Annotated in this window: 21 protein-coding genes; 8 read left to right on the plus strand and 13 right to left on the minus strand. The window is 39.4% G+C overall.

Annotated elements, in window-relative coordinates; all coding sequences use genetic code 11:
* Positions 1-225 precede the first annotated feature (225 nt).
* The 10 genes from BJQ97_RS16755 to BJQ97_RS16800 all read right to left on the minus strand — a co-directional run bounded on the left by BJQ97_RS16755 (position 226) and on the right by BJQ97_RS16800 (position 13526).
* On the minus strand, positions 226-1299 hold the full coding sequence (locus BJQ97_RS16755; protein ID WP_160155568.1) for a CapA family protein: 1074 nt from the start codon (positions 1297-1299) through the stop codon (positions 226-228).
* Between the two features lie 98 nt (positions 1300-1397).
* Complete coding sequence (istB, locus tag BJQ97_RS16760) at positions 1398-2150, minus strand: IS21-like element helper ATPase IstB (RefSeq protein ID WP_021322668.1); 753 nt, start codon at positions 2148-2150, stop codon at positions 1398-1400.
* Entirely contained in the window at positions 2147-3652 is a 1506-nt protein-coding gene (gene istA / locus BJQ97_RS16765; protein WP_160155172.1) for an IS21 family transposase, read from the minus strand. The genes istB and istA overlap by 4 nt, the downstream gene beginning before the upstream one ends.
* Positions 3653-3838: 186 nt before the next feature.
* Entirely contained in the window at positions 3839-5101 is a 1263-nt protein-coding gene (locus tag BJQ97_RS16770; RefSeq protein ID WP_160155569.1) for an MFS transporter, read from the minus strand.
* Complete coding sequence (locus BJQ97_RS16775) at positions 5092-6126, minus strand: HesA/MoeB/ThiF family protein (RefSeq protein WP_160155570.1); 1035 nt, start codon at positions 6124-6126, stop codon at positions 5092-5094. The genes BJQ97_RS16770 and BJQ97_RS16775 overlap by 10 nt, the downstream gene beginning before the upstream one ends.
* Before the next feature lie 479 nt (positions 6127-6605).
* Positions 6606-7598, minus strand: a complete 993-nt coding sequence (locus tag BJQ97_RS16780; protein WP_160157441.1) for a peptidase M16 family protein — start codon at positions 7596-7598, stop codon at positions 6606-6608.
* On the minus strand, positions 7599-8300 hold the full coding sequence (locus BJQ97_RS16785) for a SagB/ThcOx family dehydrogenase (RefSeq protein ID WP_160157442.1): 702 nt from the start codon (positions 8298-8300) through the stop codon (positions 7599-7601). It abuts the gene before it with no gap.
* 202 nt (positions 8301-8502) lie between these two features.
* On the minus strand, positions 8503-10341 hold the full coding sequence (locus BJQ97_RS16790; RefSeq protein ID WP_160157443.1) for a YcaO-like family protein: 1839 nt from the start codon (positions 10339-10341) through the stop codon (positions 8503-8505).
* Between the two features lie 68 nt (positions 10342-10409).
* Positions 10410-11513, minus strand: a complete 1104-nt coding sequence (locus tag BJQ97_RS16795) for a radical SAM/SPASM domain-containing protein (RefSeq protein ID WP_160157444.1) — start codon at positions 11511-11513, stop codon at positions 10410-10412.
* A 396-nt stretch (positions 11514-11909) separates the two neighbouring features.
* Entirely contained in the window at positions 11910-13526 is a 1617-nt protein-coding gene (locus BJQ97_RS16800) for a B12-binding domain-containing radical SAM protein (RefSeq protein ID WP_160157445.1), read from the minus strand.
* Positions 13527-14373: 847 nt separating this feature from the next.
* Between BJQ97_RS16800 and BJQ97_RS16805 the strand changes: the two genes are divergently transcribed.
* Positions 14374-15543: an ISL3 family transposase gene (locus BJQ97_RS16805; protein ID WP_160157446.1), complete on the plus strand. Its 1170-nt coding sequence runs from the start codon at positions 14374-14376 to the stop codon at positions 15541-15543.
* 537 nt (positions 15544-16080) lie between these two features.
* On the opposite strand, the gene BJQ97_RS16810 is transcribed toward BJQ97_RS16805, so the two are convergent.
* A complete protein-coding gene (locus BJQ97_RS16810; RefSeq protein WP_160157447.1) occupies positions 16081-16362 on the minus strand; it encodes a hypothetical protein in 282 nt (93 codons plus the stop codon).
* Positions 16363-16617: 255 nt separating this feature from the next.
* On the opposite strand from BJQ97_RS16810, the gene BJQ97_RS16815 reads away from it, so the two are divergent.
* The 4 genes from BJQ97_RS16815 to BJQ97_RS16830 all read left to right on the plus strand — a co-directional run bounded on the left by BJQ97_RS16815 (position 16618) and on the right by BJQ97_RS16830 (position 19392).
* Positions 16618-17871 (plus strand): DNA polymerase IV, encoded by a 1254-nt coding sequence (locus BJQ97_RS16815; RefSeq protein ID WP_160157448.1) that lies wholly within the window; start codon positions 16618-16620, stop codon positions 17869-17871.
* Complete coding sequence (locus BJQ97_RS16820; RefSeq protein WP_160157449.1) at positions 17868-18215, plus strand: YolD-like family protein; 348 nt, start codon at positions 17868-17870, stop codon at positions 18213-18215. Before BJQ97_RS16815 ends, BJQ97_RS16820 begins: the two co-directional genes overlap by 4 nt.
* A gap of 62 nt (positions 18216-18277) precedes the next feature.
* On the plus strand, positions 18278-18595 hold the full coding sequence (locus BJQ97_RS16825) for a helix-turn-helix domain-containing protein (RefSeq protein WP_236567311.1): 318 nt from the start codon (positions 18278-18280) through the stop codon (positions 18593-18595).
* Positions 18592-19392: an IS3 family transposase gene (locus BJQ97_RS16830; protein WP_160157450.1), complete on the plus strand. Its 801-nt coding sequence runs from the start codon at positions 18592-18594 to the stop codon at positions 19390-19392. Before BJQ97_RS16825 ends, BJQ97_RS16830 begins: the two co-directional genes overlap by 4 nt.
* Before the next feature lie 8 nt (positions 19393-19400).
* Here BJQ97_RS16830 and BJQ97_RS17995 read toward each other — a convergent pair whose 3' ends face one another.
* Entirely contained in the window at positions 19401-19940 is a 540-nt protein-coding gene (locus tag BJQ97_RS17995) for an IS630 family transposase (protein ID WP_268892780.1), read from the minus strand.
* Entirely contained in the window at positions 19937-20467 is a 531-nt protein-coding gene (locus tag BJQ97_RS18000) for an IS630 family transposase (RefSeq protein ID WP_201451656.1), read from the minus strand. The genes BJQ97_RS17995 and BJQ97_RS18000 overlap by 4 nt, the downstream gene beginning before the upstream one ends.
* Positions 20468-20551: 84 nt before the next feature.
* On the opposite strand from BJQ97_RS18000, the gene BJQ97_RS18215 reads away from it, so the two are divergent.
* The 3 genes from BJQ97_RS18215 to gerQ all read left to right on the plus strand — a co-directional run bounded on the left by BJQ97_RS18215 (position 20552) and on the right by gerQ (position 22190).
* Complete coding sequence (locus tag BJQ97_RS18215; protein ID WP_160157451.1) at positions 20552-20671, plus strand: IS3 family transposase; 120 nt, start codon at positions 20552-20554, stop codon at positions 20669-20671.
* Positions 20672-21140: 469 nt separating this feature from the next.
* Complete coding sequence (locus tag BJQ97_RS16845; protein ID WP_011232884.1) at positions 21141-21587, plus strand: cell wall hydrolase; 447 nt, start codon at positions 21141-21143, stop codon at positions 21585-21587.
* A gap of 18 nt (positions 21588-21605) precedes the next feature.
* Positions 21606-22190, plus strand: a complete 585-nt coding sequence (gerQ, locus tag BJQ97_RS16850; protein ID WP_160157452.1) for a spore coat protein GerQ — start codon at positions 21606-21608, stop codon at positions 22188-22190.
* Positions 22191-22249 lie beyond the last annotated feature (59 nt).

Consider the following 22249-nt stretch of genomic DNA (forward strand, 5'->3'; position numbering starts at 1 on the left):
AGACGCGGTCATTGCGAATATGTTTCACAATGACCAAATGTATATTGGTGACGTCATTACTCGGTTTATGGGTTACATTGATCAACACCCCAAAGACGTGTTTCGACGTTGAAGGGTATGCAGCATGATGCAAAGGTTAACTTTTCAAGGTACATTTATATAGTAATTTTTCAGCTTTTACTTATGTTAACAAAGCGAATGACTTATTGTTTAGAAATAATATTTTTAATTTAATTCAATACAAGCCGAATCTATCCAAGATATTTTCCTAATTCCAATAGATAGGTCAAGTAATTTAGAAAAAATTTCATCGGATTGTTGCTTATTCGGAATAGTAGGAACTCCTCTATCATTTATATGAACGGCTTGTACTTGTATATTTTTTGCATTATTTCCTTCAATACTCCAACGAACAGCTAACCCTTGGTAAAAAAATTCAGGATATTCACCTTTCACATCAAATGCAAAATTTCCCAAACCATAAAATATAGGATATCCATTATATATTTCAATACCACGGATATTGTGAGCACCATGACAAACTACACCTACAGCCCCATCTTCAATAAAAGTTCTTGCTAAATTTTTCAAGAACGATGGGGGTAAAAAACGATTTAAGTCTTCACTCTCATGACAATGTACACTAACAACAACATTTTTACATTTTTTAATTAACTGATTAACTGAACTTACTACTCTTTCTATATCTTTTTTATTTGCAACAAACGTAGTTGAATGTGTTTTACCTAACTGGATTCGATATCCTAGAAAATTAAAAGCTTGATCATTGATGTCAATGAATAACCGACTTCGCATGGCAATATTCCTTAGTTCAACCCACTCATCTTCAGGAAGGGTAACAACAAAAGAATGTCGTATATAACTTACACCAGGTCGTCCTAACACCTTACCGGTTGGATTAGAAGACATAGCAGTTTTAGGAAATGTCGTAGTCATTGCAACAAGACCATAGGATTTATCCTTATATTTCATGATACTCCCTCTAGTGGCTTCCTCTAGGTTGTTCCCTGCACCGGCAACAAGAATTCCCATATTTCTCAGTAATGTCAACGAATCTTTTAAGCAGTCGGTTCCCCAATCGGTTGCATGGTTATTTGCATGTGAGATAGCATTAAATCCCATATATTTAATAAATTCTAGAGTTTCACGAGTTGAATACAGCCAGTGTCCCCCACTCATCGGTGCAGGAATAGCCTTTTCTATATCAAGTACTATAGGTGCTTCTAAATTTGCTACTCTAAATTGTGCAGACTGAATAAAATTACTTAATTTATTCAAATGCTCTATATTTCTATGCCAGTCTTTATAGGTGTTTTTTGCAAGCAAAAAATGCAGAGAAGTGCAAGAAAAAATACATAGGCTTGCCAGCTCAAGACTTAAGGTTCCAGACCGGGGGAAGAGGACGGCTGGATCGCGGAGAGAGCGTTCCGCAGTCGATAGCTCTCTCCCGTAAAGGCCAGGATGTGGGCATGGTGAACCAAGCGATCCACCAGCGCAGCTGTCAAGCGGTTGTCCCCAAACACCCGATTCCACTGTCCAAATTCCAGATTCGACGTCACGATGACGCTTTTTCGCTCATAACAGTCGGCGATAATATGAAACAACAGCTCCGATCCTTGCTTTTGAAACGGCACATAGCCGAGTTCATCCAATATCAACAGTTCGCACGCATCGATGCTTCGTTTCAGCCGCCCGAGCGTGCCATTTTTCAATGCCTCTTCCAGCTGGGCGACGAGATCCGCGACGCGGAAAAACCGAACCTCATGGCCTTGTTGGCACGCCTGGATGCCGAGCGCTGTGGCGAGATGGGTTTTTCCTGTCCCGGGCGAGCCTAAAAGCAGAACGTTTTGCTTTCGCTCCAAAAAGCGAAGGTCACACAATTCCTTCTTCGATGTCGTGGTCGGCCAGTGGATGTGATCCGACCATTCGTAATCCTTCAGCCATTTCAACTCCCGAAACTTGGCTTTCTTGATCAGCCGGGCCTGTTTCGCCTGCTGGCGGCACGACAGCTCCAGCGCCAATACATCCCGCAAAAACTGCTCTTTCGTTTCGAACATCACCTCCTCGAATCGATCCGCGATATAGGCCAAATGCAGCGCTTTACAAATCTCTTTCACCTCTGCTCTCATCCCTGGACACCCCCTTCCCGAACGGGGTGAAGACGTTGATCATACACCGTTAAATCCGTTTCATAGTCGATCAGGACGGAAGGGGTGTACGATTCTTCCCACTTGGCCGGGTAATGGGATTGCTCGGCTTCCATCAACACCCCGATTTCATGAGGAGCCAAGTCCCATCGCTGACTCTCCTCGAGCCACTGGGGGATTTCATAAAGCGTGCAACGATCCAACAGCGCTCGCAGCCCTTTCAAACGGGCCGCCACCTGGGGCGGGGTGCCAGCCAGATACGTTCGGATCGCTTCCGGCAAGTACGCCCGGTATCGGGAATGCCCGACAACCCGGGGTTTGGTCTCCCACTCAGCGAAAATCTCTTTCCAAGGGATCTCGCGTTTCACGTTCGTATACGGCCTTGGCATCTCAAGATGTATGCCTCCGTCAGGAGAGAGCACAAAGAAACGATCCCACTCTTTTTTCACCAATACCCGGTTGGGGACGGACAGGCCATGGACGACGAACGCCTTCCCATCCACCATCACTTCTCCGTACTTATTCACGTAAGCGTGATCGAGGGAGAAGATCGGAAGATCTTGTTCCGGCAACGCCAACAGCTCCGGCCGCTCTTCCTGCCATAGCTCCTCTATCAACCGCCCCTTTTCATAATGAGGGCGGTTTCGGTCCTCGACCATCTTGCGATGCAGCCACTCCACCAGCTCCGGATCCGACTCGATCAACGGAGCCGGGACGAAACAAAGGTTGCGAGTGTAATAGACTTTTCGCTCCGCATTTCCTTTCTCATGTCCGCTGTATGGATTGCACACTTGTACATCAAACCGATAGTAGAGTTGAAATTTCTCAAAAGCCTCGGTGAATTGGCGTTCTCCCCCTTTTCGAATCGACACGATGGCCGCGGACAAATTGTCAATGCGCAATGCCTTTGGCACTCCCCCAGCCTGACGAAACAGCTGCGTCAACCCATGGAGGAAGCATTCACTGTTTTCCGCCGGCAGCGGATAAGCAAACGCAGCGTTGCTATACGGGAAGCTTACGATCAAAACCGATCGTTCTTCTTCCTTCCCCTCCTTCGTCACCACCGTCATCTTCCCGAAATCCACCTGCGCCTCGCCTGGCGGGTGCTCAAGTCGTTCATAGCGCTGTTCTTTCTCGAGTTTGAGCTGCGGTCTTCGTTTTTGCACGTACGCGCAAACGGTGCGATACGAGCCTTGAAATCCATGGTCACGACAAAGCGCTTCAAACATCGTCTTGTTCGTTCGCCGTTGTTTTCTCGGCAGCTTGGCATCCTCCTCCAACCAGTCATCAATGATTTGCCCGTATCCTTCTTCCTCCATCATCCCCTTTTTGCGTTTGATGGTTGGTTGGACAGAAATGCCGCCATCCGCGTATTTCTTGACCGTTCTCCAGTTATATCCCGTTTCGCGGGAAATTTCCGCAATCGATAACCCTTTCTTTTCACGCAGTTTTCTGATACGATTCATTTCGGGCATTGCCAGCATCCTTTCGCTCCTCCACTGTTTGGTTTATGTGTTCACAACTTCCACAGTAGAGGAAATGTTAGGGGCTGGCAAGCCTTTTTTCTTTGCCTTAGGCTCTGCACGTTTCGTTGCAGAACTCTGTATTTTTATTTTGCACTAAACATTTATAGGTCAATACAATATCTCCAACTGCCGAAAAACTATACATCACTTCATCACCTGAGTTTTAGAAGAGTTACTATTTAAGTCAGTAGGCAAACTAACTCCTCTAAGTTTTAGCAAAAAAGGTACTGATAACATAAGTGATATAATGCCCCACGCAAAAAATACCGTACTTACACTTAACTGATCTGCGAACCATGCACCTGCGACAGAAATAAGAGTAACTAATGTAGGAATAATTGTTGACATTATACTTGATATGCGCCCATTATACCGTAGATCAGTAAGTGATACTCGCAATGAATGTCGTGCATTATTTTCCACTGTTAGACAAGCTCCTAAAATAGCATAGGTAACCAAAGCTATAGGCATAGAATTTATTAAACCTAAAGCCATTATAACTACAGCACTCGCAATAAAAAATACCAACAAACGTGCAAATTCACTTCTGGTTTTTTTCCAAAATAAAGACAGGAAGCTTGCGACAGCTGCACCAAAAGAAAAAAGGGATAAGAAGAGGCTGTAATTTTCTACTCCCCCTTCAATTTGCACAACAAATTTTCCTGTAAGAGCTTGTATTAACTGAATACTAGCTTCTGGTATAAGACCTAAAAATGCAAGTATTGTAACACGAGGATTAGCTTTCAAATAATCATATAATTCTACCATTCCTTGTTTCCAATCTCTAATACTAATGGTTCTATTATTTGATACAGTTGTCGAAGATTCTTCAAGTTCCTTAAACCCCATCCATAACAAATATGCCGATAAAAGATACCCGATTCCACATAGTAATATTACACTGGTTAGAGATATATGTGTGGTAATTGTTAAAGAACCTAGAATCCCAGCGCCCATAATGATTGAAGTTGTGAAGCTAGAAAACCTGAAACGATTACTATTGTTCATCATTTTATTGTAAGCTGTAAAAAAGGCGGGAAAGTAAAATTTATTTACAATCCCTATTAACAGATAAAATATATAAATTATGAGAAGAAATAGAGATTGGTAAACCAATAATGGAGCCACTATAAAACATATACCCGCTCTAATAAACAAAGTCCAGAATATAATACTCTTAAGCTTTAACTTATCTGCTAAAACACCCGCGATAGGGGAAAAAGTCCATCCACTTAGTAATTTAATAGCGGCAATTATAGAAACTGCAAAAGTTGATTTAGTCATTTCCAAAACCGTCCATAAAACCAGACCATCTCGCAAAGCAACTGTAAAATATTGAATTGCTTCAGAAATGTTAATGTAAATTAGTGAACGAGTTTGTTGTGAAAATCGTTTACTTAGTGACATCCACAATTCTCCCCTATAATTAGTTGTGTTGTTGAGAAATCACTATAGTTAATTGCAATAATTGAGTCAAGAACCTCAACTTCTTGAATCTTACAAAAGTATTTAAGAATTTGATCTGCACTGATAGCAGCACAAATAAAGTTATGAGGCGCCCAAGCTGGATGTAATTGTGACATCCAAGACAGGTTGGAAACTATTTGTTCTGTTATATTTTTGTCTGTTCCAAATTGTATAGTAATACAATCGTAACAAGGAGTCTGACCTGGAATGCATAAGGGGCCAATCAATGCCGGTTTTGCCATTAGATGTGGAATTTTATTTCGCAATGCCCACTTGCTCACTATAGATCCTAAACGAGTTGGAGGCCCACTAATACCAGCAATACATTTAACACCACTAAGCATATCTAAATCTGATTCTTTCTTGATGAATTTGTTAATAGTCTCAACTTTAATATATGGGTTAATAGAAAGTAACTCTCTTTTTGCCGCTTGAACCTTTGGTAATCCAATATGCTCTTTACGATAAAGGAGTTGACGGGACAAATTACTCTCTTCCACTACATCTCCATCTACTAAGATCAAATGACCGATACCTGCTCCTGCTAAAAGCATAGCCAATGCTGTTCCGTAACCCCCAACTCCAATAATAGCAACAGAAGCATTACGTAAACGCTCCTGAAAATCATAGCGCGAAACTTTATTATCTTCATAATGAGACAGATAAAGTAATTGTCTAGAAACATAACGTAAATACGAGTCATTAAAATTATGAGTACAATCTTCTTTCTCTTTTTCTAATACTCCGAGATTATAAAGCTGCGAAAAAGAATTATAAAGTTTAGGATTATCATTAGATATTTCTATACTCTTTCCATTTGCTAGTTCAGAAAATAATAAGTCATGGTCAGTATCACAAGTAACCGTAACTTTCTTTTTAGCAGGTGTTTGTATCTCTATAAATTGGTATTTATTTTCAGAAATCTTTATAAGTAGATATCCTATTTTTAATTTATACTTATCCATGAATAACACTCCTAATTTTTTCTGTGAAAATAACGGGTCGATGGACGGTTACTTTCATGCTTGGTTAGCGAGCAAGGCTCGCTCATGGACGTTTTATTCACAACTAAACCAATACTGATTTTCCAACAATTGCATTTTTTATTAACTTTACAAAAGTACTATAATCTATCTGCTGCAACCTTTTTAATAGTTCTAAGGGATGATATTTATAAGGATTACGAGCCAAGCTCATATGTGCAATGCTATATAGATGCAACGAAAAAGTTTAACATATCCTTGACGGAAAAGAGGCTTGTCCATTTTTCGACTGTCGAAGGCAAGCCACAGGCTTGCCCCCGTCACGCTTTGGCGTGACGGAAGACCGAACAACCACCCGCTTCACAGACCCATACATGGGTCTAGAAGCGGGGTTGTTCGGTCACCCGACAGTCGATCAAATGCTCGGTAAAAGCGACAAATGTTAAAGCTTCAAATTGCATCTATATAGTTATAATTCGTTCTGGGTGAACGGATAAATCTAATAGTTCGTATTCTAAGTAATTCTTTGCTCGCTCAAAATCAATTTGAGATATATAATAACCAGGATTCTCTATAAAATTAGAAATTTCATTTATCAGTTTTTTGTCAATAAAAATTGGTAAATCAAACCAAATAAGACCAAAATCAAGAAATGACTCAGTCTTTGGAAAAAAATGATTTATGCCATAATTATTATGAACAAGCTTTTGAATGGGTAACAGCCTATGATACTTAAATAATGCACAAACTAGCATTTTACATATCTCTTCATCCCTAAAATTGTAACCCCTTGTAGCAATCCCTAGTTTATAATTACGCTGTTCTACCATTTCTTTTGAAATCAATGTATTGTTTGTAGAAGATACCTGTAAAGAAGGAGGAGTATATGATTTTAAAGAATTTGAAGCTTTAAATTGATCCCATGGATTTATTGCACCAATAGACACACATGTGCATTTGAATTTTTGTAAATAATCCCAAAAACTTCTTAAAGATTCCGTTGTTACGTTATTAATATCTTCTAGAGTTCCAAATGGGGAACGAGTAACATGACACTCTCCAAAAATAGCTTTTCGAAGAGTATTCATAGATAAATTAGAACTCCTATTTAATTTTTTAATGATTAACTCCTTTATTTGATTTATCTCATTAACAGAAATTTTATACTCATTTGAATAAATAAATTCAAAGATGAATCTTATTATCTGTTTAGTTATACTAGTAGGAAAATTAAGTTGAATATATAAGTATTCAGGGAACAGTCCTAATCCAAATTTACCTCCGTATGTATTAAGAGCTGATTTTTCACTAAATTTCTCGAACTCGTTATAAATTAAGTGACCAAATACCGCTGTATGACTAGGCCAAAGTTGTCCTTCTAAAGCAGGCCCTCCAGGCACAATGATAGCCATATACATTATAGGAATATCTTGTGAAAAATGAACTGAACGCATTTAATTATCCTCCAAACCTAAAAACATAGAATATATAACGACTTCTTTTGTTGGATCAAGATTTAGGTAACCCCCTAATTTTAAATCATTGAATCCTCCACATACAACAGTACCTACATTTATTTCTTTAGCTACCAAAGAAATACTTTGTGCAAGATGACCTGCTTCCATCAAACCGTAACGATATCCTCGATCGCCATATTTAAGAGTAACTTTATCCAATCGTAACGTAATGTATAAAATTACAGAACAAGTTTCTACCATCGGAGCGTGAAAAAAAACTTCCTTTAAATCAGATTCGAAACCTTCTAATATTTTCAACAATTCATGAGAATAAGGGTCATACATGTAAACTCCCTGAGATAGACTATCAACCGATTTAACATGAACATATATTCTTAGTGGGTACAGAGCCCCAGCAGAAGGAACAACACGCCGTCCTGAACTAGGATTATGCTGATAACATGCTAATAGTGTAGAAAGATTAATTAAAGATATAGGTTCTCCATTAAATTCTCTAACGCTTCTTCGACCAAGTTGAGTGTTTATTTCTTTACTAGGTTGTGGCATCTCTATAGAGCTAACATCAGGATAACCATCATCAATTTTTGCTCTCATAATATTTTCTCGACTCACATAGCTAATCCTAGTTATCGCAGTACTCCAATGAAAAGTGACACAAGAGTCTCGTTTTAAATTCATCTTAATTATCTCCTCATATATTAAATTTAGAGATTATTTTTAAACAAATTTCCAGTTCGCTAGTTGCTCTTTGACAACTGAGTAGGCTGGCTTAGGTGAGGGGCCCCTCCCAATACAGTGAATTGAACTTTTCATGCTATTCTTGGATAGTCATCTTGTGAATCATTGGCGAACCTATTCTCTCCTTTGTGACTTTGACTTACTAAAACGGCATTGGAGGTATCTCATCTAATTCTTTAAATAGTTTTCTCTTTGGAATATATTTATTATCCTTTATAAACCCAATAAAATCCGGGCTCCACATTCTCAGCACGCATAGACCTTTTTGTCTAGCTTGTATTGGCGTAATATCTCTAACGTAAATTCTACAATTTAAGTTTCTAACTAAACTACTAATTTCTAAATCTTCATTAAAATAAATATTACTCATATCCTCAATTGGAGCATTAACAAGAAACCTAGGTAATTGATTTAAATAATTCATTGCAGGATGTTTTTTACCTTGCCTTAATTGTTCTTTAATATATATACGCATCAAACTAGCTTCTAAAATTGCCTTGTCACATGCTAATTTGAAATTTAATTCAGCAGCACATCCGAATGATATAAATTCTTCGTCCGAGAGAACCGACAAAACAACAGGAATATTCAAATTGTTTTTAACATAATATAGTTTTACATTCAATCCAGCTGCTAAGCACGCATTACGAATATCTCTTGAAGTTCCTTGTCGTACATTAACTTCAATAAACTGCCCCCCTGATATCCACTGCCTAGTAATTGAATCTCTTTCGTAAAGTTCTAACAGGGCAGATGTAAAAGCCTGTTTATAAGTTTGATGGGCGGCCGTCCCCGATGACCATCTTGGACCACCGTAAAGAGAATTTTCATACATATCTTTCCCCAGAATTAGATTGGCTGGGACGTATTCTCTGCAACCTGTTTTTACATTTATCATTTTTATCCATGAGCAAACTGTATCCATTTCTAACTTTTTATACCGAAAGTTTTCTTGATGATATTGTTCCTCGGAGAAATAATTAAAATCTGATAGATTTAAACTGGTATGATGTTTATTAGTAATCTCTCTCCATGATGTATATCGAACTCCAGATGGGATAACATTTAGATATGCAAATCTTTCAATACATTCAGAAACGGTTCTCGTATAAGCTTTGTTATAATCAATGTCAACAGCTCCACCATGTATAAGTTTATCATTTGTTACTATTGTACCTGATAGGTACACTAACTGTGGATTTCGTCCATAAGTTTTCATTGGACCAATTCCTTTAATTAAACCACACTGTTGTCCAACAATCTTATTTCCCCTTATGAAGTCACTATTTGGATAGCATGTACATCTACCAACTCCGCTTACATCTTGAACTGCTATATTTAGTTTTTGGCTATCAAATATTAATACACGACCAATTATATTATTATTAATAACATGATTAAGGATTATTGGTGTTAACCCTGATGCAACATTAAATAATGAATTAGATAATGAGCTTAAAATTAAAACATCATTTTTTTTACTAGAAATTTCACGAAAACTAGGAATATTACATTTTAAGCGATTAAGATAACAGATTGAACAAGGATATACATCTTTAACGAAATATGGTCCAAACAGAATTTTTCCGTTAAAGACATGTGTTACAAACATTTTCTTTATCTTTGATCTCTGAAAAGACGTAAGAATATCTTGAAATATATGATTTCTTTTACATGTAAATAAAGAAATTACTTCAGTTTGAACATTGCTTAAAATTTTGTCAATATTCTCTTTTGGCTTAATCGTTATTATGTGTTTAACAATAAACCCCACTTCTTCAAAGCAAGTGAGAAGCAAAGAAGATAAGGAATCATCATCAATTAAAATAGATATTTCAACTTTCTCTTTGTTTTCAAATGATAAGGCACTAATACGTTCTAGTCCTTGAATTAACTTATCTTGTTCTAAAGCTTTCTGATTCCAATCTTTTATTTTGATTTTGTTAATCACCTTCAAAAATTCATTTTTGTTTACTTTCAAGCGTCCATCTTCCCCTAACACTATTACATCATTACCTATTTGATATACAGAACATGAACTTTTAAGACTTACCAATTCTCTCTCACCAGCCCAAACCATTCCGTAGGCATTGTCTGTTGAACATGTTTGTCGCAAAATTTACATATAGAAAATTCTACTGGTTCGCGAACCGTCTGGAACCACCTTCTTAAAACCTCGACTGGTCCATCAGTATCAAGATTGGCCAACTTATGTTTACCCTGTATATCATTAGAACATGGTAATACATCTCCGTTCCAACTAATGAACAATCCTTTTACAATATAAGTACATCTATTTGATAACTTTTGACCGCGGGATTGATAAAGTGTGTTGGGAGGTACAAATCCTCCTCGTGAAAAACAAGGAATAACTCTTACAAGCCCACGTGATAAACCAATACTCTCAAAGAAATTTTTCAACTCGTTAATCTCATCTCTGTTAATGTCCATTTCTACGACATTTATCGAGATTCTATCAGGAAATTCACGTATACAGTTGATTAAATTTTCTGTAACTCTATGATGCAGTTTTGCTCCCATAATTTCATTGTATTTAGTAGGATTTATAGAGTGATATGATATTTGAATGTGATCTAATCCTGAATCAAACAATACTTTTAATCTTGCTGGTGAAAGTGTACTACCATTACTAACAACTACAATAGGTACATTTTCGCCAACACGATATCTCATCTCTTTAACCCAATCTGGAAGATGTCTAAGCAAAGTTGGTTCACCTATACCTTGAATTATCACACCAGACACTTTTGTTCTTTCTAATAGATTGAGAAAAGAATTGAATGTCTTTTCGGACATATTTCCTAACGGCCTTAATTTTTCACGAGGACACATAATACAATTTGCATTGCAATGGTTTGTAACTTCTAATTCAATAGATGGAACTAAGGGCTTCATCTCTTCTACCACTAATAAATACCCTGCTGAGATTAACTGTTCAATTAACTTACTAGTACCTGGATATCGTTCTATATACTTAGTTACTTCTATGGGTTTATGAAAATCTAACAATATCTTAGTAACTTCTTCTATTGCCATCACTCTTGGATAAGAAATTGATCCAAGTCGTCGATAAACTTCTTGACCATCTTCCAACTTATCTAAACAAATAAAAGGAGCAGTTACAAGTCTCATTTATCTCGTCCTTTCTTGTGCATTCGATTCACTTTCAAACGTTTTTGAACCCAGTCCCAAGTTCCTACAAGAGATAGCTCTTTATCATAAATAGATATAGTTGGAGATACCTCAATAGCAGATTTAAATGCTGTTCTATTTGGAATAAAGTATAAAAAAGCTCTCTCAACAGCAGAAGTAAACTTATCATGTATGTGTGTTTTCTGCAAAGAAAAAATACAGAGTTTTGCAAGGAAAAGTGCAGAGAATTACAACTTGACATGGAGCCTCTGGGGGCGTGATTAAAAAACTAGGAAGCCAGCAATATCAAGGACTGGCTATGCCTAAAAAGGCTATCACACCCCCCACTCCATGTAAAGTTGGCCTAAGCCAAATTCTCTGCAGATCTCTGCATTTTTATTTTGCAATAAACAGTATGTGTTCGTATCTCCGAAATAAGCCTCGCAATCTATTCTTTAGTACTTCGGGATTGATTTCTTCTGCGGATCCCCTCATTCTATAACTATAATAAATCGGATAAGCTTTATTTTTATCGGTTATTTCTTCTATACCAAATTGTTTTGGAGAATTATACACTGGTGTACCCCTTTCTAAATGAAAAACACCAACTGCGGCGAAATCTAATATATCCTTATTTTTTTCAATAAACCTAAAGGTATCCTCAGATTGTTCTTCTGTTTCCCCGGCAAATCCAATAAAAAACATAGCGGCCGTAAATATGCCATAATCATGACATAGCCTGTAATACTCCTCTGCTACTGACAAATCTATACCTTTACGTAGAGCTTTTAATATCTCTTCATTACCGGATTCTATTCCATTCACAAGAGCGATACACCCAGCCTCTTTCATTAGAGCTACTGATTCTTTATTTACAAAAGCTTTTTCTGCCCTAGCTTCACTTATCCATTTGATATCAAGCTTATAAGAAACTATTTGTTCAGCTAGCCTTTTCATAATTCTCGGTGGCAATGCTTCATCACAAATATAAAAATTTTTAGCACCATATTTATTTACTAGGTTTAGTATTACGTTAATAGCATATTCAGATCCTAGAGATTGATATCCTAAGCCGTATCCTTCGTGATGAGCACAAAAGGTACATTTTCCCCAATAACATCCTTTTGATGTTAATATTGGGAATATTGGGGATGGAACGGGATATTTATCAAGAGGAATACCATCGAAGTTCGGTATTGCGGTTAGCTGTTTCCTTCTAGTTAAGTCTTCTTTATACTCATTTGGACGGGTTGGGATAAGAATATTGCATCCTACTTCATTGATATCACCAGATACATATCTAATAATTCTAGCTAAAGCTTCTTCCCCTTCATAAAAAACTATAAAATCACAGTATTTTCTAATAACATCGGCTTCAAGAATCATTTCAATCTTATAATGAGTAATAGTTGTACCACCAAAAATGACTTTTTTCTCTGGGTACTTCTCTTTAATAAGTTTGGCAAATAATAAACTAGGCAAAAATTGTTCTGAATATGTAATAGAGAATCCAATGATATCGTATGTTTCAACTTTATCAAGATTAGCTTGTATATATTTGTACAGTATTGATAAATCATATTTTGAAACTAAACTATCAATCTGTCCTAATTCATTAGGTAATTTTTGGGTTATCCCCTGTAATTTATTGAGATGGCGTTCTAAATCTAAAACACATGAAAGCATAGATTTATGAAAACGTGCTTGTCCTATTTGGTGATATGTATTTTCATCCTTTAATGCTGCGAGACTTTTTGGAACTTGTTCTTTTAAATAGTTAGAAATAACTAGATAATATAAACTTTCATGATTATCAATATGATTTTTAAGTGATTCTCTTGCTATATCTATGAATTTAGGACTCCAAAGATATGAGAGATAATCAATATTCATATCCCATTGATTTACGTCCAATCCCTCAATTTGTTCAAGATACCCTTTTAATAATGGGGTCGATAAATAAGGCTGATAGAAATATCCATGAGGGGGGAAAATTAACAAAGTCTTAGTCATTCCCAAATCTCCCTTAGTATTTTTTATAATTATTGTAACTTTAATTGAATATATGTTGAAAAAATCTCTATTCAAAGCGCGTATGTATATGTAAGATTTAATACAGTTAATTGTCAATCTGAAAGTAAGAAAATAACCTAATTTAATCACATTTGACTTAACAAAAAACAAAATTTCCTTTACCCGGTTTCATTCGTCGCAACAATACACGTATTCTAAAAATTATTTATTGAAAATCCATTTCTAGAAATCTAGGTTATTCGTAGACTTATAAATATTTTTATAATTTTTTACAAATAATATTAAACCCTCTTGTTTATTGCAAAGAAGTACTGAGATTTATCGAGAATTGGGTCTGTACCAACTTTACATGGAGTAGCGGGCGTGATCGCCTAGGTGAAGCCGACCTTTGATATTGCTGGCTTTCCGGCTTTTTTATAACGCCCGCAGAGACTCCATGTCAAATTGCAATTTACTGCATTTTAATTTGCAAAACTGTGTATTTTGTCATGGTTTTGTTTATAAAGGATGTTAATCGTCACAGCACATTAAGACTACAGAGAAATTTTCTAATTCATCTGATTCAACATCGATAACAATTGACATGTCTAATGTTTCTTGAGTGTCTTTCATAAGTATCACCTCCCCTCAAATAGTATTTTATATTGAGAAAAATCAGAAAATCAATGGTCTTTTTTGTCTAATATTGTCTATTTTTGTATTTATATGGCTCTTCACCACAAAATGTACTTGACAATCAGGTTGTTTTCTGATCAAGGGTACAAAAAATGCGAAATTTCCTGTATGGTAAAGGTGACCAAACCATCAACCATGGAGGAAATTTCGCATGCAATCTCAGTTTATCAAAGATTTGATCACTTTACCAGGCTTTCTTATTCATGGAGAACGAAAAGAGGGAGAACGATGGATTTTTGAACTTTCCCTCCCTCCTCATTGTCCGATCTGCCCGACTTGCTTCGGACGGACAACCAAAATATCATCGAAACGAAAACAATGGATTCATGGCTATACAAATACGGTCGGTTTATTTTGGATTGAACTTCCCATAGAAAGACGGCGTTGCCAAGCCTGTTTTCTGACGTTCACCGTTTCTTATCCGGGACTTCCGTCTCACAGTATCGCGACGGAATCGTTTCAACATTGGGTCGCCCAGTTATGCATCGGAAAAACGATTCAAGAAGTCGCTCGCTTGTTACAACTCGCCTATACGACAGTAGAACGCTGGTTTTATCAATATGCCCCGGCTCTTTTACCAACATCGAATCCTACAGTAGTATGTGTGGATGAATTCGCTTTCCGAAAGGGACATGATTACGGAGTAGCGGTGATGGACACACAGACTCGGAATGTCCTTTCCATTGCTTCTGGAAAAAATGAAGAAGCCATTGTGGAGGCGCTTCAACCCGTCGCCTCCAAAGTGAAGTATGTTGTCAGCGACTTGGCTCCTGCCATGAGAAAAGCCATTGAAAAGGTATGTCCAAAAGCCATCCATGTTCTTGACCACTTCCATGTGATTCAGTTATTCACCGATGCACTGGAACGTTGTCGCAAATACCTTGCCAAAGGCGGAACCAAACATGGAAGCGTTCGCCGCGTGTGCCGATGGTTAAGCCAACGTCCAGAAAAATTAACAGAAGAAGAGAGACAGGAAGTTCGACAATGGTGCCAAGAAAGTGCTTATTTACGTGATGTCTATCAAGCACTTCAACATTTCCGTTACGTATCCAAAAGCCAAACAAGAAAGCAAGCCGAAACTCGTTTGACCCAATGGTTTGACCGGTACCTTTTTAGCGACTGTGCCGCCGTACGCAGGATTGCCAAGGCACTCATCACTCGAAGAGACGCAGTGCTTTCTTGCATCGTTTTTTCTTACTCAAATGGTCCAATGGAAGGAATCAACAACAAAATAAAATTGATCAAAAGGCGAGGATATGGGTATCGAAATATCCAGCGTTTTACTTTGCGTGTCCGTCTAGAGACCTCTATCACATTTTAACGTAAAAATCAAGTACATCTTTTGGTGATGAACCAGTCTATTTACTATAGTTAATTTCGAAAATATAGAAGTAGATTCAAGCGAATTACATCATTTTCATATCTATAACTTTTGATTATAAGGAACCTTTACTAAAAACAGGTTCAATTATAAGAAATGTAGATAGCTACTTATCTTAACCTTCTAGCATATTAGTGTATCGTTGTCCAGATTTTATCCCATCTTGGTAATAAGGAGAATATTAACAGGCAACGGTAAAATTACAAAAAATTGCTTATTCATTTCTGATATTTGGATTTATATATATCGTTTATAAAGTAATTCGCAAGCGATAAATTCAATCTTCAACAAACGGGGGCTTTAGTTCAACAAGGAATAAAGCAAAGGACTAATAAACCGTCCCTCTTTCTTTTGGTGAAATATCAACACTATTGTTTAACAGAGCCAATGAAATAAAAAAAACCGATTTCCCAGTCAGGGAATCGACTTTGAGAACTCTTATTTCAACTAACCCACCTAATAGTTTAAGAATATTTTTTATGGTTCACTAATCCCCATTGCCAATAGCAAAAGAAAAGCAACGGCCAAAACCGCTCCATTTCCTATCAAGCTGATAATTAGCAGAAAGAAACGTTTAGTCATCAAACACGAGAACGCCGCGAATAAAATACCAATAATTGATAAGATACCATAAATTGTGATCACGAAATAAATATCAGCATTTGGACCTCTTTCGATATAGAAAATAATGATACTTATGATTACAGGCAACAAAGACGCGACACCTAATATATTTCCTACTTTTTTCTTGTCTAACACTACAAAACCCCCCTCTGTTGATAATAACTTTTTGAATTATAGCCATCCGTTAATTCAACAAGAAATCACCTCCACTTTCCAACATTATACATTATGTAAAGACCGGAGCAATCCGGTCTTTTTATTTTTGTCTAACAATTCCTCTCCCTGCTTATCTCCTTCTTTTCCCAGTTTTCACTTGACTTTTTTAACAAAATATAAGAACATATATTCGTAAATCAAACATATGTTCTTATAAAAGGGGTCTTTGCGTCGATGTGCTTCGATATTTCCTGGCTGCCAAAACATAAAATGTTGTGCATCGATATGAAGAGCTTCTACGCTAGCTGCGAATGCGTCGATCATGGACTGGATCCTCTCGAGGATTACGTCGTCGTTGTCTCAGATAAAAATCGAAGCGGGAGCGTAGTTTTAGCTGCGTCTCCGAAAATGAAGCAAGATTACGGAATCAAAACAGGAAGTCGTCTATATGAAGTTCCTCGCCGTAGCCATATCCATATTTTTAACGCCCGCATGAAGCGGTATTTGGAAATCAGCGTGCAAATTACAGAATTGTTTTCCACCTTTGTCCCTTTTGAAGCGATCCTCACGTACAGCGTTGATGAGAGCTGGATAACCCTAGACGGTACGGAAAAGCTGCATGGATCCCCCATGGAAGCGGCCCAAAAAATACGAAGCGCGATCTGGGATCAATTCGGTTTGCCTTCCTGCATTGGTATCGGTCCAAACCGTTTCATCAGCAAAGTCGTACTTGATGTATACGCCAAAAAACAAGGAATCGCTGAATGTACGTATGAAGAAGTTCCGAAAAAATTATGGCCAGTTCCGTTACGGGAAATCTGGGGCATTGGCAGCCGAATGGAGAAACATTTGAACAATATGGGAATGTACACGCTTGGAGATGTGGCAAACAGTTCCCTGGATCGCTTACGGAAACGGTTTGGCGTAATAGGAGAACAGCTCTACTATCATGCTTGGGGAATTGACTTAAGCCCTCCTTTTATCGACGCAAGGACCTTCCCTCAAAAAAGTATCGGAAAAGGAATTACATTACTGCGCGACTACTGGCGGGAAAACGAAATTTTAACAGTTGTGTTGGAGCTTTGTGAGGAAGTAGCAAAACGAGCGCGTGAAATCGGGAAAGTAGGACGCACCGTTTCGTTTAGCGTGCGCTATTCGCATAATGAAGGAGGATTCCATCAGTCCGTCACCCTCGACACCGGCACGAACTTAACAATGGATATCTACCGCATTTGCAAGCGGATTTTCCATAAGTTTTATGACGGGCGAAGCGTGCGCGTCATTTATGTGTCCCTTGAAAACTTAATGGATGAGGAATGTTTGCAGTTGTCCTTTTTTGAAGACAGAACAAAAGAACGCGCCCTTGCCAAAGTAATGGACGCAATCCGCGATAAATTTGGTCCCAACGCGCTATTGCGTGCCGTCAGTTACACGCCTGGAAGCGTTGCCCGCATCCGCAACAACTATATAGGAGGGCATCAGGCATGAACCATCGCGATCGTGGAATCATCAAATACTCGCCCTTTTTAATGCCAGAGCACCGCAAAATGCTAAAGGAGCTGCGTGAAAAAGAAGTGCGAATCCATACCTCCTGTCACGACGAGCAACAATATGAAGAATGGAATCGGATCATTTTCGAGGCGATGGAGTTTGCTTCTTATCTCTCGATTCAATACATACATAATTATCGTTTATGCTGCGTCATCGGTCGTGTTCATTACTACGATCAGTCAAACCAAATATTGCGATTCAAAGAAAAAGACAGTGGGAAAATCCATTATATCCACGTTTCATCGATTAAGGAAATAAAAATAGCCCCTTCCTCACCATGATATTATCCCTCTTGTGTAGACAGTGTAGAAAAAGGACACACTGCTATACAGGAGGGATTTTTTTGGATAAATCAAATGCAAAATACAAAAGCTATAGTTTTGAATTGAAATTACGTACAGTCATGATGTATTTGAATGAACAATTAGGCTATCGAAAAGTGGCCAAGAGAATGGGAATAAAAGATCCTAAAAGGGTACGTATTTGGGTAAAGAACTATCAACAGTATGGAGAAGAAGGATTAAAAGAACGTAGAGGAAAAACCATTTCCTCTAAACGGGGACGGCCTAGAAAGAAACCACTAACAGTAGAAGAAGAAAATCGAAAACTCAAAGCAGAAAATGAATTCTTAAAAAAGTTTATTGCTTTGAAAAGGAGGTGAAAACCAGAGACAGAACCGTCTTCTATTCCATCATTCATGATCTTAGTTGTTCCTATCCTATTTCTTTGTTATGTAAGATAGCATGTGTTTCAAGAAGCGGTTATTATAAGTGGCTGAAACGAAGAAATGTAACCACAGTGAGAGATTTAAGAAATCAGGACATCATGAATTTGATCGTGGAAGCCTATGAAGTATCCAATGGAACCTATGGTTATCCAAGAGTAAAGGCATACATTTTGCGGGAGTACGGGTGGAGAATCAATCACAAATGTATTTATCGTTTAATGAAGCAGATGAATCTTCAGGCGAAAATTCGTAGAAAAAAGCAAGTGTATAGAAAAGGTTCGGAAAGAATTACGGTATCGAACGTATTAAATAGACAATTTACAACGAGTAAACCAAATGAGAAATGGGTGACAGATATTACCTATCTCCTTTTAAACAACCAACGTCTATACTTATCCGTTATATACGATCTCTTTAACAGAGAAATTATTTCGTATCGAATCAGTAAAAGAAATGATGTTCAGCTAGTTCTTGATACCTTAGACGAAGCAATAAAAAAACGAGATGTGAATGGAACCATTTTACACAGTGACCAAGGGTTCCAGTACACATCCCATGAGTACCACGCAGCTCTTCAACAACATGGTATCATTCCAAGTATGTCCAGAAAAGCAAACTGTTTAGACAATGCTTGTATAGAAAACTTTTTTAGCCATCTAAAAACAGAATGTATATATCTTGGGGAATTTCACTCCATGGATGACCTATATAAATGCACCTTGAAAAGTTAACTTTTCGATTACGCGGCACACCCCAAGCGCCGCAACACTTCCTCCGGGCGTTCCTGAATGTAATGAGCAAATCGTTGAACCGCTTGCAGGATCTCGTGGCGGTCTTTGTGAAAGGCGTTGGCGATCACCGTATCCTTCAGCCATTTCCACAAACGCTCGATCGGGTTGAGCTGCGGCGAGTAGGGCGGCAGATACAGGAAATGAAAACATTGTCCTTCTTCTCGCAAAAAGTCCTTCACCATTCGAGCGTGATGAATCCGGGCATTGTCCAAGACGAGCGCAATCATCCGGTTGGGATGCCGCTCTTTGAGCAGGCGCAAGAAATCCAAGAACGTCGTGGCGTTGGCGGCTTCTGCTTGGTGAAGCACGGTGTCCCCATCGTGGACGTTCACGGCGCCAAATACCGAAACATGGGCATGATGGCCGAATGTCGGCACACGTTTTTGACGGCCGACCTCGGACCAAGTGGATCGCAAGACATGATAAGAGCGGATATGCGTTTCATCGATGTACAGAAGAACGGCATCTTCTGTCTCCTTGGTGATCAAGTTTTTTTTATCAAATCCATTTGCTTTTCAAATTGCTTTTGCTCATCCGGATTCCCTTTCGCCAGCGTGTACGTAGGGCGAGTCCATGACAGACCTTGACGGTGCAGGAGTTTTCGCAGCGCTTCACGGGAAAGCCAAACACCAAAGTGCTTTTCGACATAGGATTGCAGGAGTTTGGTGTTCCACGCCGAAGCGACGTCCCAGCCCAGTTCCGCGGGAGTGGTGGTCAACACAAGCTGTTTGATCTCTTCCTGCTGTTCTTCGGTGAGAAACGGCTCCCGTCCGGGGGCGAAATCCCGATGAAGCAAGAGCTCCAGACCGCCTTCGTTGAACAGCGACACATAATGGGAAACGGTTTGTCGGCACACGTTGACCATGGAGGCCGCCTCTTTGCCCAAATAACCTTCCATGACCAAACGAACCGCCATCACCCGTTGGCGAAGAAGCGCGTTTTTGATTTTCCGTTCCTGTTTGCGAAGCGTCCGTGGCGTCCATCCGTGATCATGGGTGATGTTGAGACGTTTCATGAATGATCCCGCTCCTTTTCCATAGGTTTCCTTAGGAACAGGATAACCGGAGTGTGCACCGGTTATACGAAGGTTAACTTTTTAATGAGCATGTATATAGAAGCAGCTGTTCATAAATATATCGAGTTTTATAATAATAGGCGCATTCAAAAGAAACTCACATATCTTAGCCCTGTACAATACAGAAAGAAGGTATGTGCATAACACAAGGAATCACTGATGACTAGAATAGCTCCTCCATCAGCTTGTCTACCAATTAGTTGATGGGCTGTCAGTGTCAAGTGATTTCCTTGACACTGACAAAGCCCAATCAACTATGATTGATGAAGCTGATGAGAGGGTCTTTTTAAACACTGTCTACTTGACAGGGATATGTCCAGGGCCCCTTCGCTTATTTTCCTGTTCTTCAAGCAACCGGCGAGCTCCTCCCCCTGAAAGGTCAACCAAACGAGCGATTTCTTCCGCCGTCATCCCTTTGCACATCATGTTACGAGTCTTTCTTGCGCAACGGGTTTCCCTTTTTGGTCAACCTCCCCTGTTTCTGTCATATCCAGCCCAACTGCCCCATACATATAAATCAGAAATTCCTCCGAGAAATCGCCTGTCTGTCACCATTTTCCTGTTCCATCAATAGCCTATTACTGTCGAAATTCACAACGACTGAGGTGACGATATGGGTCAGATCGCTCCCTCCATTGTAGCCCACACAGAAGAAGAAGTGAAGTTGTTGGCTCGGCTCATGCGAGCCGAAGCGGAAGGAGACGGGCGGCTTGGGATGCTCATGGTCGGCAACGTCGGCGTCAACCGCGTCATCGCCGACTGCCTTGACTTCCGCGGCATCCGCTCTATCCGGCAAATGGTGTTTCAAAGCCCGGGCGGCTTTGAGGCGGTGCAAAAAGGGTACTTTTACCAACGGGCGCGCGAAGTGGATATAGGCCTAGCCCGCCAAGTGCTCCGCGGTTGGCGCTACCACCCAGCGACAAACGCCCTTTGGTTTTTTAAACCACCTGAAGGTCAACCGTGCCCACCGCAATGGTTTGGCCAGTGGAACGTCGGCCGCTACAAATCGCATTGCTTTTTTGCACCGACTCCATCCGACTGCCCACGTGTCTATTCTTAATATTGAGGAGGGTTCTTTATGCCGAACAATCCAGAAAATCAATTTTATCCACTTGATGAGGAGCAACAATCATTTTATTATTCGCCGTTCGGTCAAGAACGGCAACAACCGTATGCATCCTATCCATACGGCTATCCGTATCCGCAGCCGTACTATCCGGCGGCGTACCCGTATTATTACTATGCACAAGCGGCTGCCGCTCCAACGATGGCACCGGCGACAGCCGCCTCTCCAACGTTCGGTTTGCAGGCGCCGACGTTTACCGCCCCGACACCAACGCCGACCACCGCCGGACCATCGATTCCAGGGATGCTGCCGATTGAAGAATCGTACATTGAAAACATTTTGCGGTTAAACAAAGGAAAAGTCGCCACGATCTATGCGACGTTTGAAAACAACCGTGAGTGGAATGCCAAGGTGTTTCGCGGCGTCATTGAAGCGGCTGGACGCGACCATGTCATTTTAAGCGACCCGCAAACGGGAACGCGCTATTTGATCCCGATGATTTATCTCGATTACGTCACATTTGAAGGAGAAATCGCCTACGAATATCCGTTTGCCGGTGCCTCCGCCACGCCGCTCGCCTCCTATTCGCCGCGCTGAGTGCAAGCCGATGAGCAGGCTGCCCCCAAGGTAGCCTGCTTTTCATCCGATGCGACGGC

The organism is Geobacillus sp. TFV-3 (assembly GCF_009901865.1).
GTDB lineage: Bacteria > Bacillota > Bacilli > Bacillales > Anoxybacillaceae > Geobacillus > Geobacillus thermoleovorans_A.

Excerpts from the sequence above, each read along its gene's own strand:
- istB (WP_021322668.1), bottom strand. The coding sequence starts at position 2,150 with ATGAGAGCAGAGGTGAAAGAGATTTGTAAAGCGCTGCATTTGGCCTAT.
- istA (WP_160155172.1), bottom strand. The coding sequence starts at position 3,652 with ATGCTGGCAATGCCCGAAATGAATCGTATCAGAAAACTGCGTGAAAAG.
- BJQ97_RS16770 (WP_160155569.1), bottom strand. The coding sequence starts at position 5,101 with ATGTCACTAAGTAAACGATTTTCACAACAAACTCGTTCACTAATTTAC.
- BJQ97_RS16775 (WP_160155570.1), bottom strand. The coding sequence starts at position 6,126 with ATGGATAAGTATAAATTAAAAATAGGATATCTACTTATAAAGATTTCT.
- BJQ97_RS16780 (WP_160157441.1), bottom strand. The coding sequence starts at position 7,598 with ATGCGTTCAGTTCATTTTTCACAAGATATTCCTATAATGTATATGGCT.
- BJQ97_RS16785 (WP_160157442.1), bottom strand. The coding sequence starts at position 8,300 with ATGAATTTAAAACGAGACTCTTGTGTCACTTTTCATTGGAGTACTGCG.
- BJQ97_RS16795 (WP_160157444.1), bottom strand. The coding sequence starts at position 11,513 with ATGAGACTTGTAACTGCTCCTTTTATTTGTTTAGATAAGTTGGAAGAT.
- BJQ97_RS16800 (WP_160157445.1), bottom strand. The coding sequence starts at position 13,526 with ATGACTAAGACTTTGTTAATTTTCCCCCCTCATGGATATTTCTATCAG.
- BJQ97_RS16805 (WP_160157446.1), top strand. The coding sequence starts at position 14,374 with ATGCAATCTCAGTTTATCAAAGATTTGATCACTTTACCAGGCTTTCTT.
- BJQ97_RS16815 (WP_160157448.1), top strand. The coding sequence starts at position 16,618 with ATGTGCTTCGATATTTCCTGGCTGCCAAAACATAAAATGTTGTGCATC.
- BJQ97_RS16820 (WP_160157449.1), top strand. The coding sequence starts at position 17,868 with ATGAACCATCGCGATCGTGGAATCATCAAATACTCGCCCTTTTTAATG.
- BJQ97_RS18000 (WP_201451656.1), bottom strand. The coding sequence starts at position 20,467 with ATGAAACGTCTCAACATCACCCATGATCACGGATGGACGCCACGGACG.
- BJQ97_RS18215 (WP_160157451.1), top strand. The coding sequence starts at position 20,552 with ATGAGCATGTATATAGAAGCAGCTGTTCATAAATATATCGAGTTTTAT.
- BJQ97_RS16845 (WP_011232884.1), top strand. The coding sequence starts at position 21,141 with ATGGGTCAGATCGCTCCCTCCATTGTAGCCCACACAGAAGAAGAAGTG.
- gerQ (WP_160157452.1), top strand. The coding sequence starts at position 21,606 with ATGCCGAACAATCCAGAAAATCAATTTTATCCACTTGATGAGGAGCAA.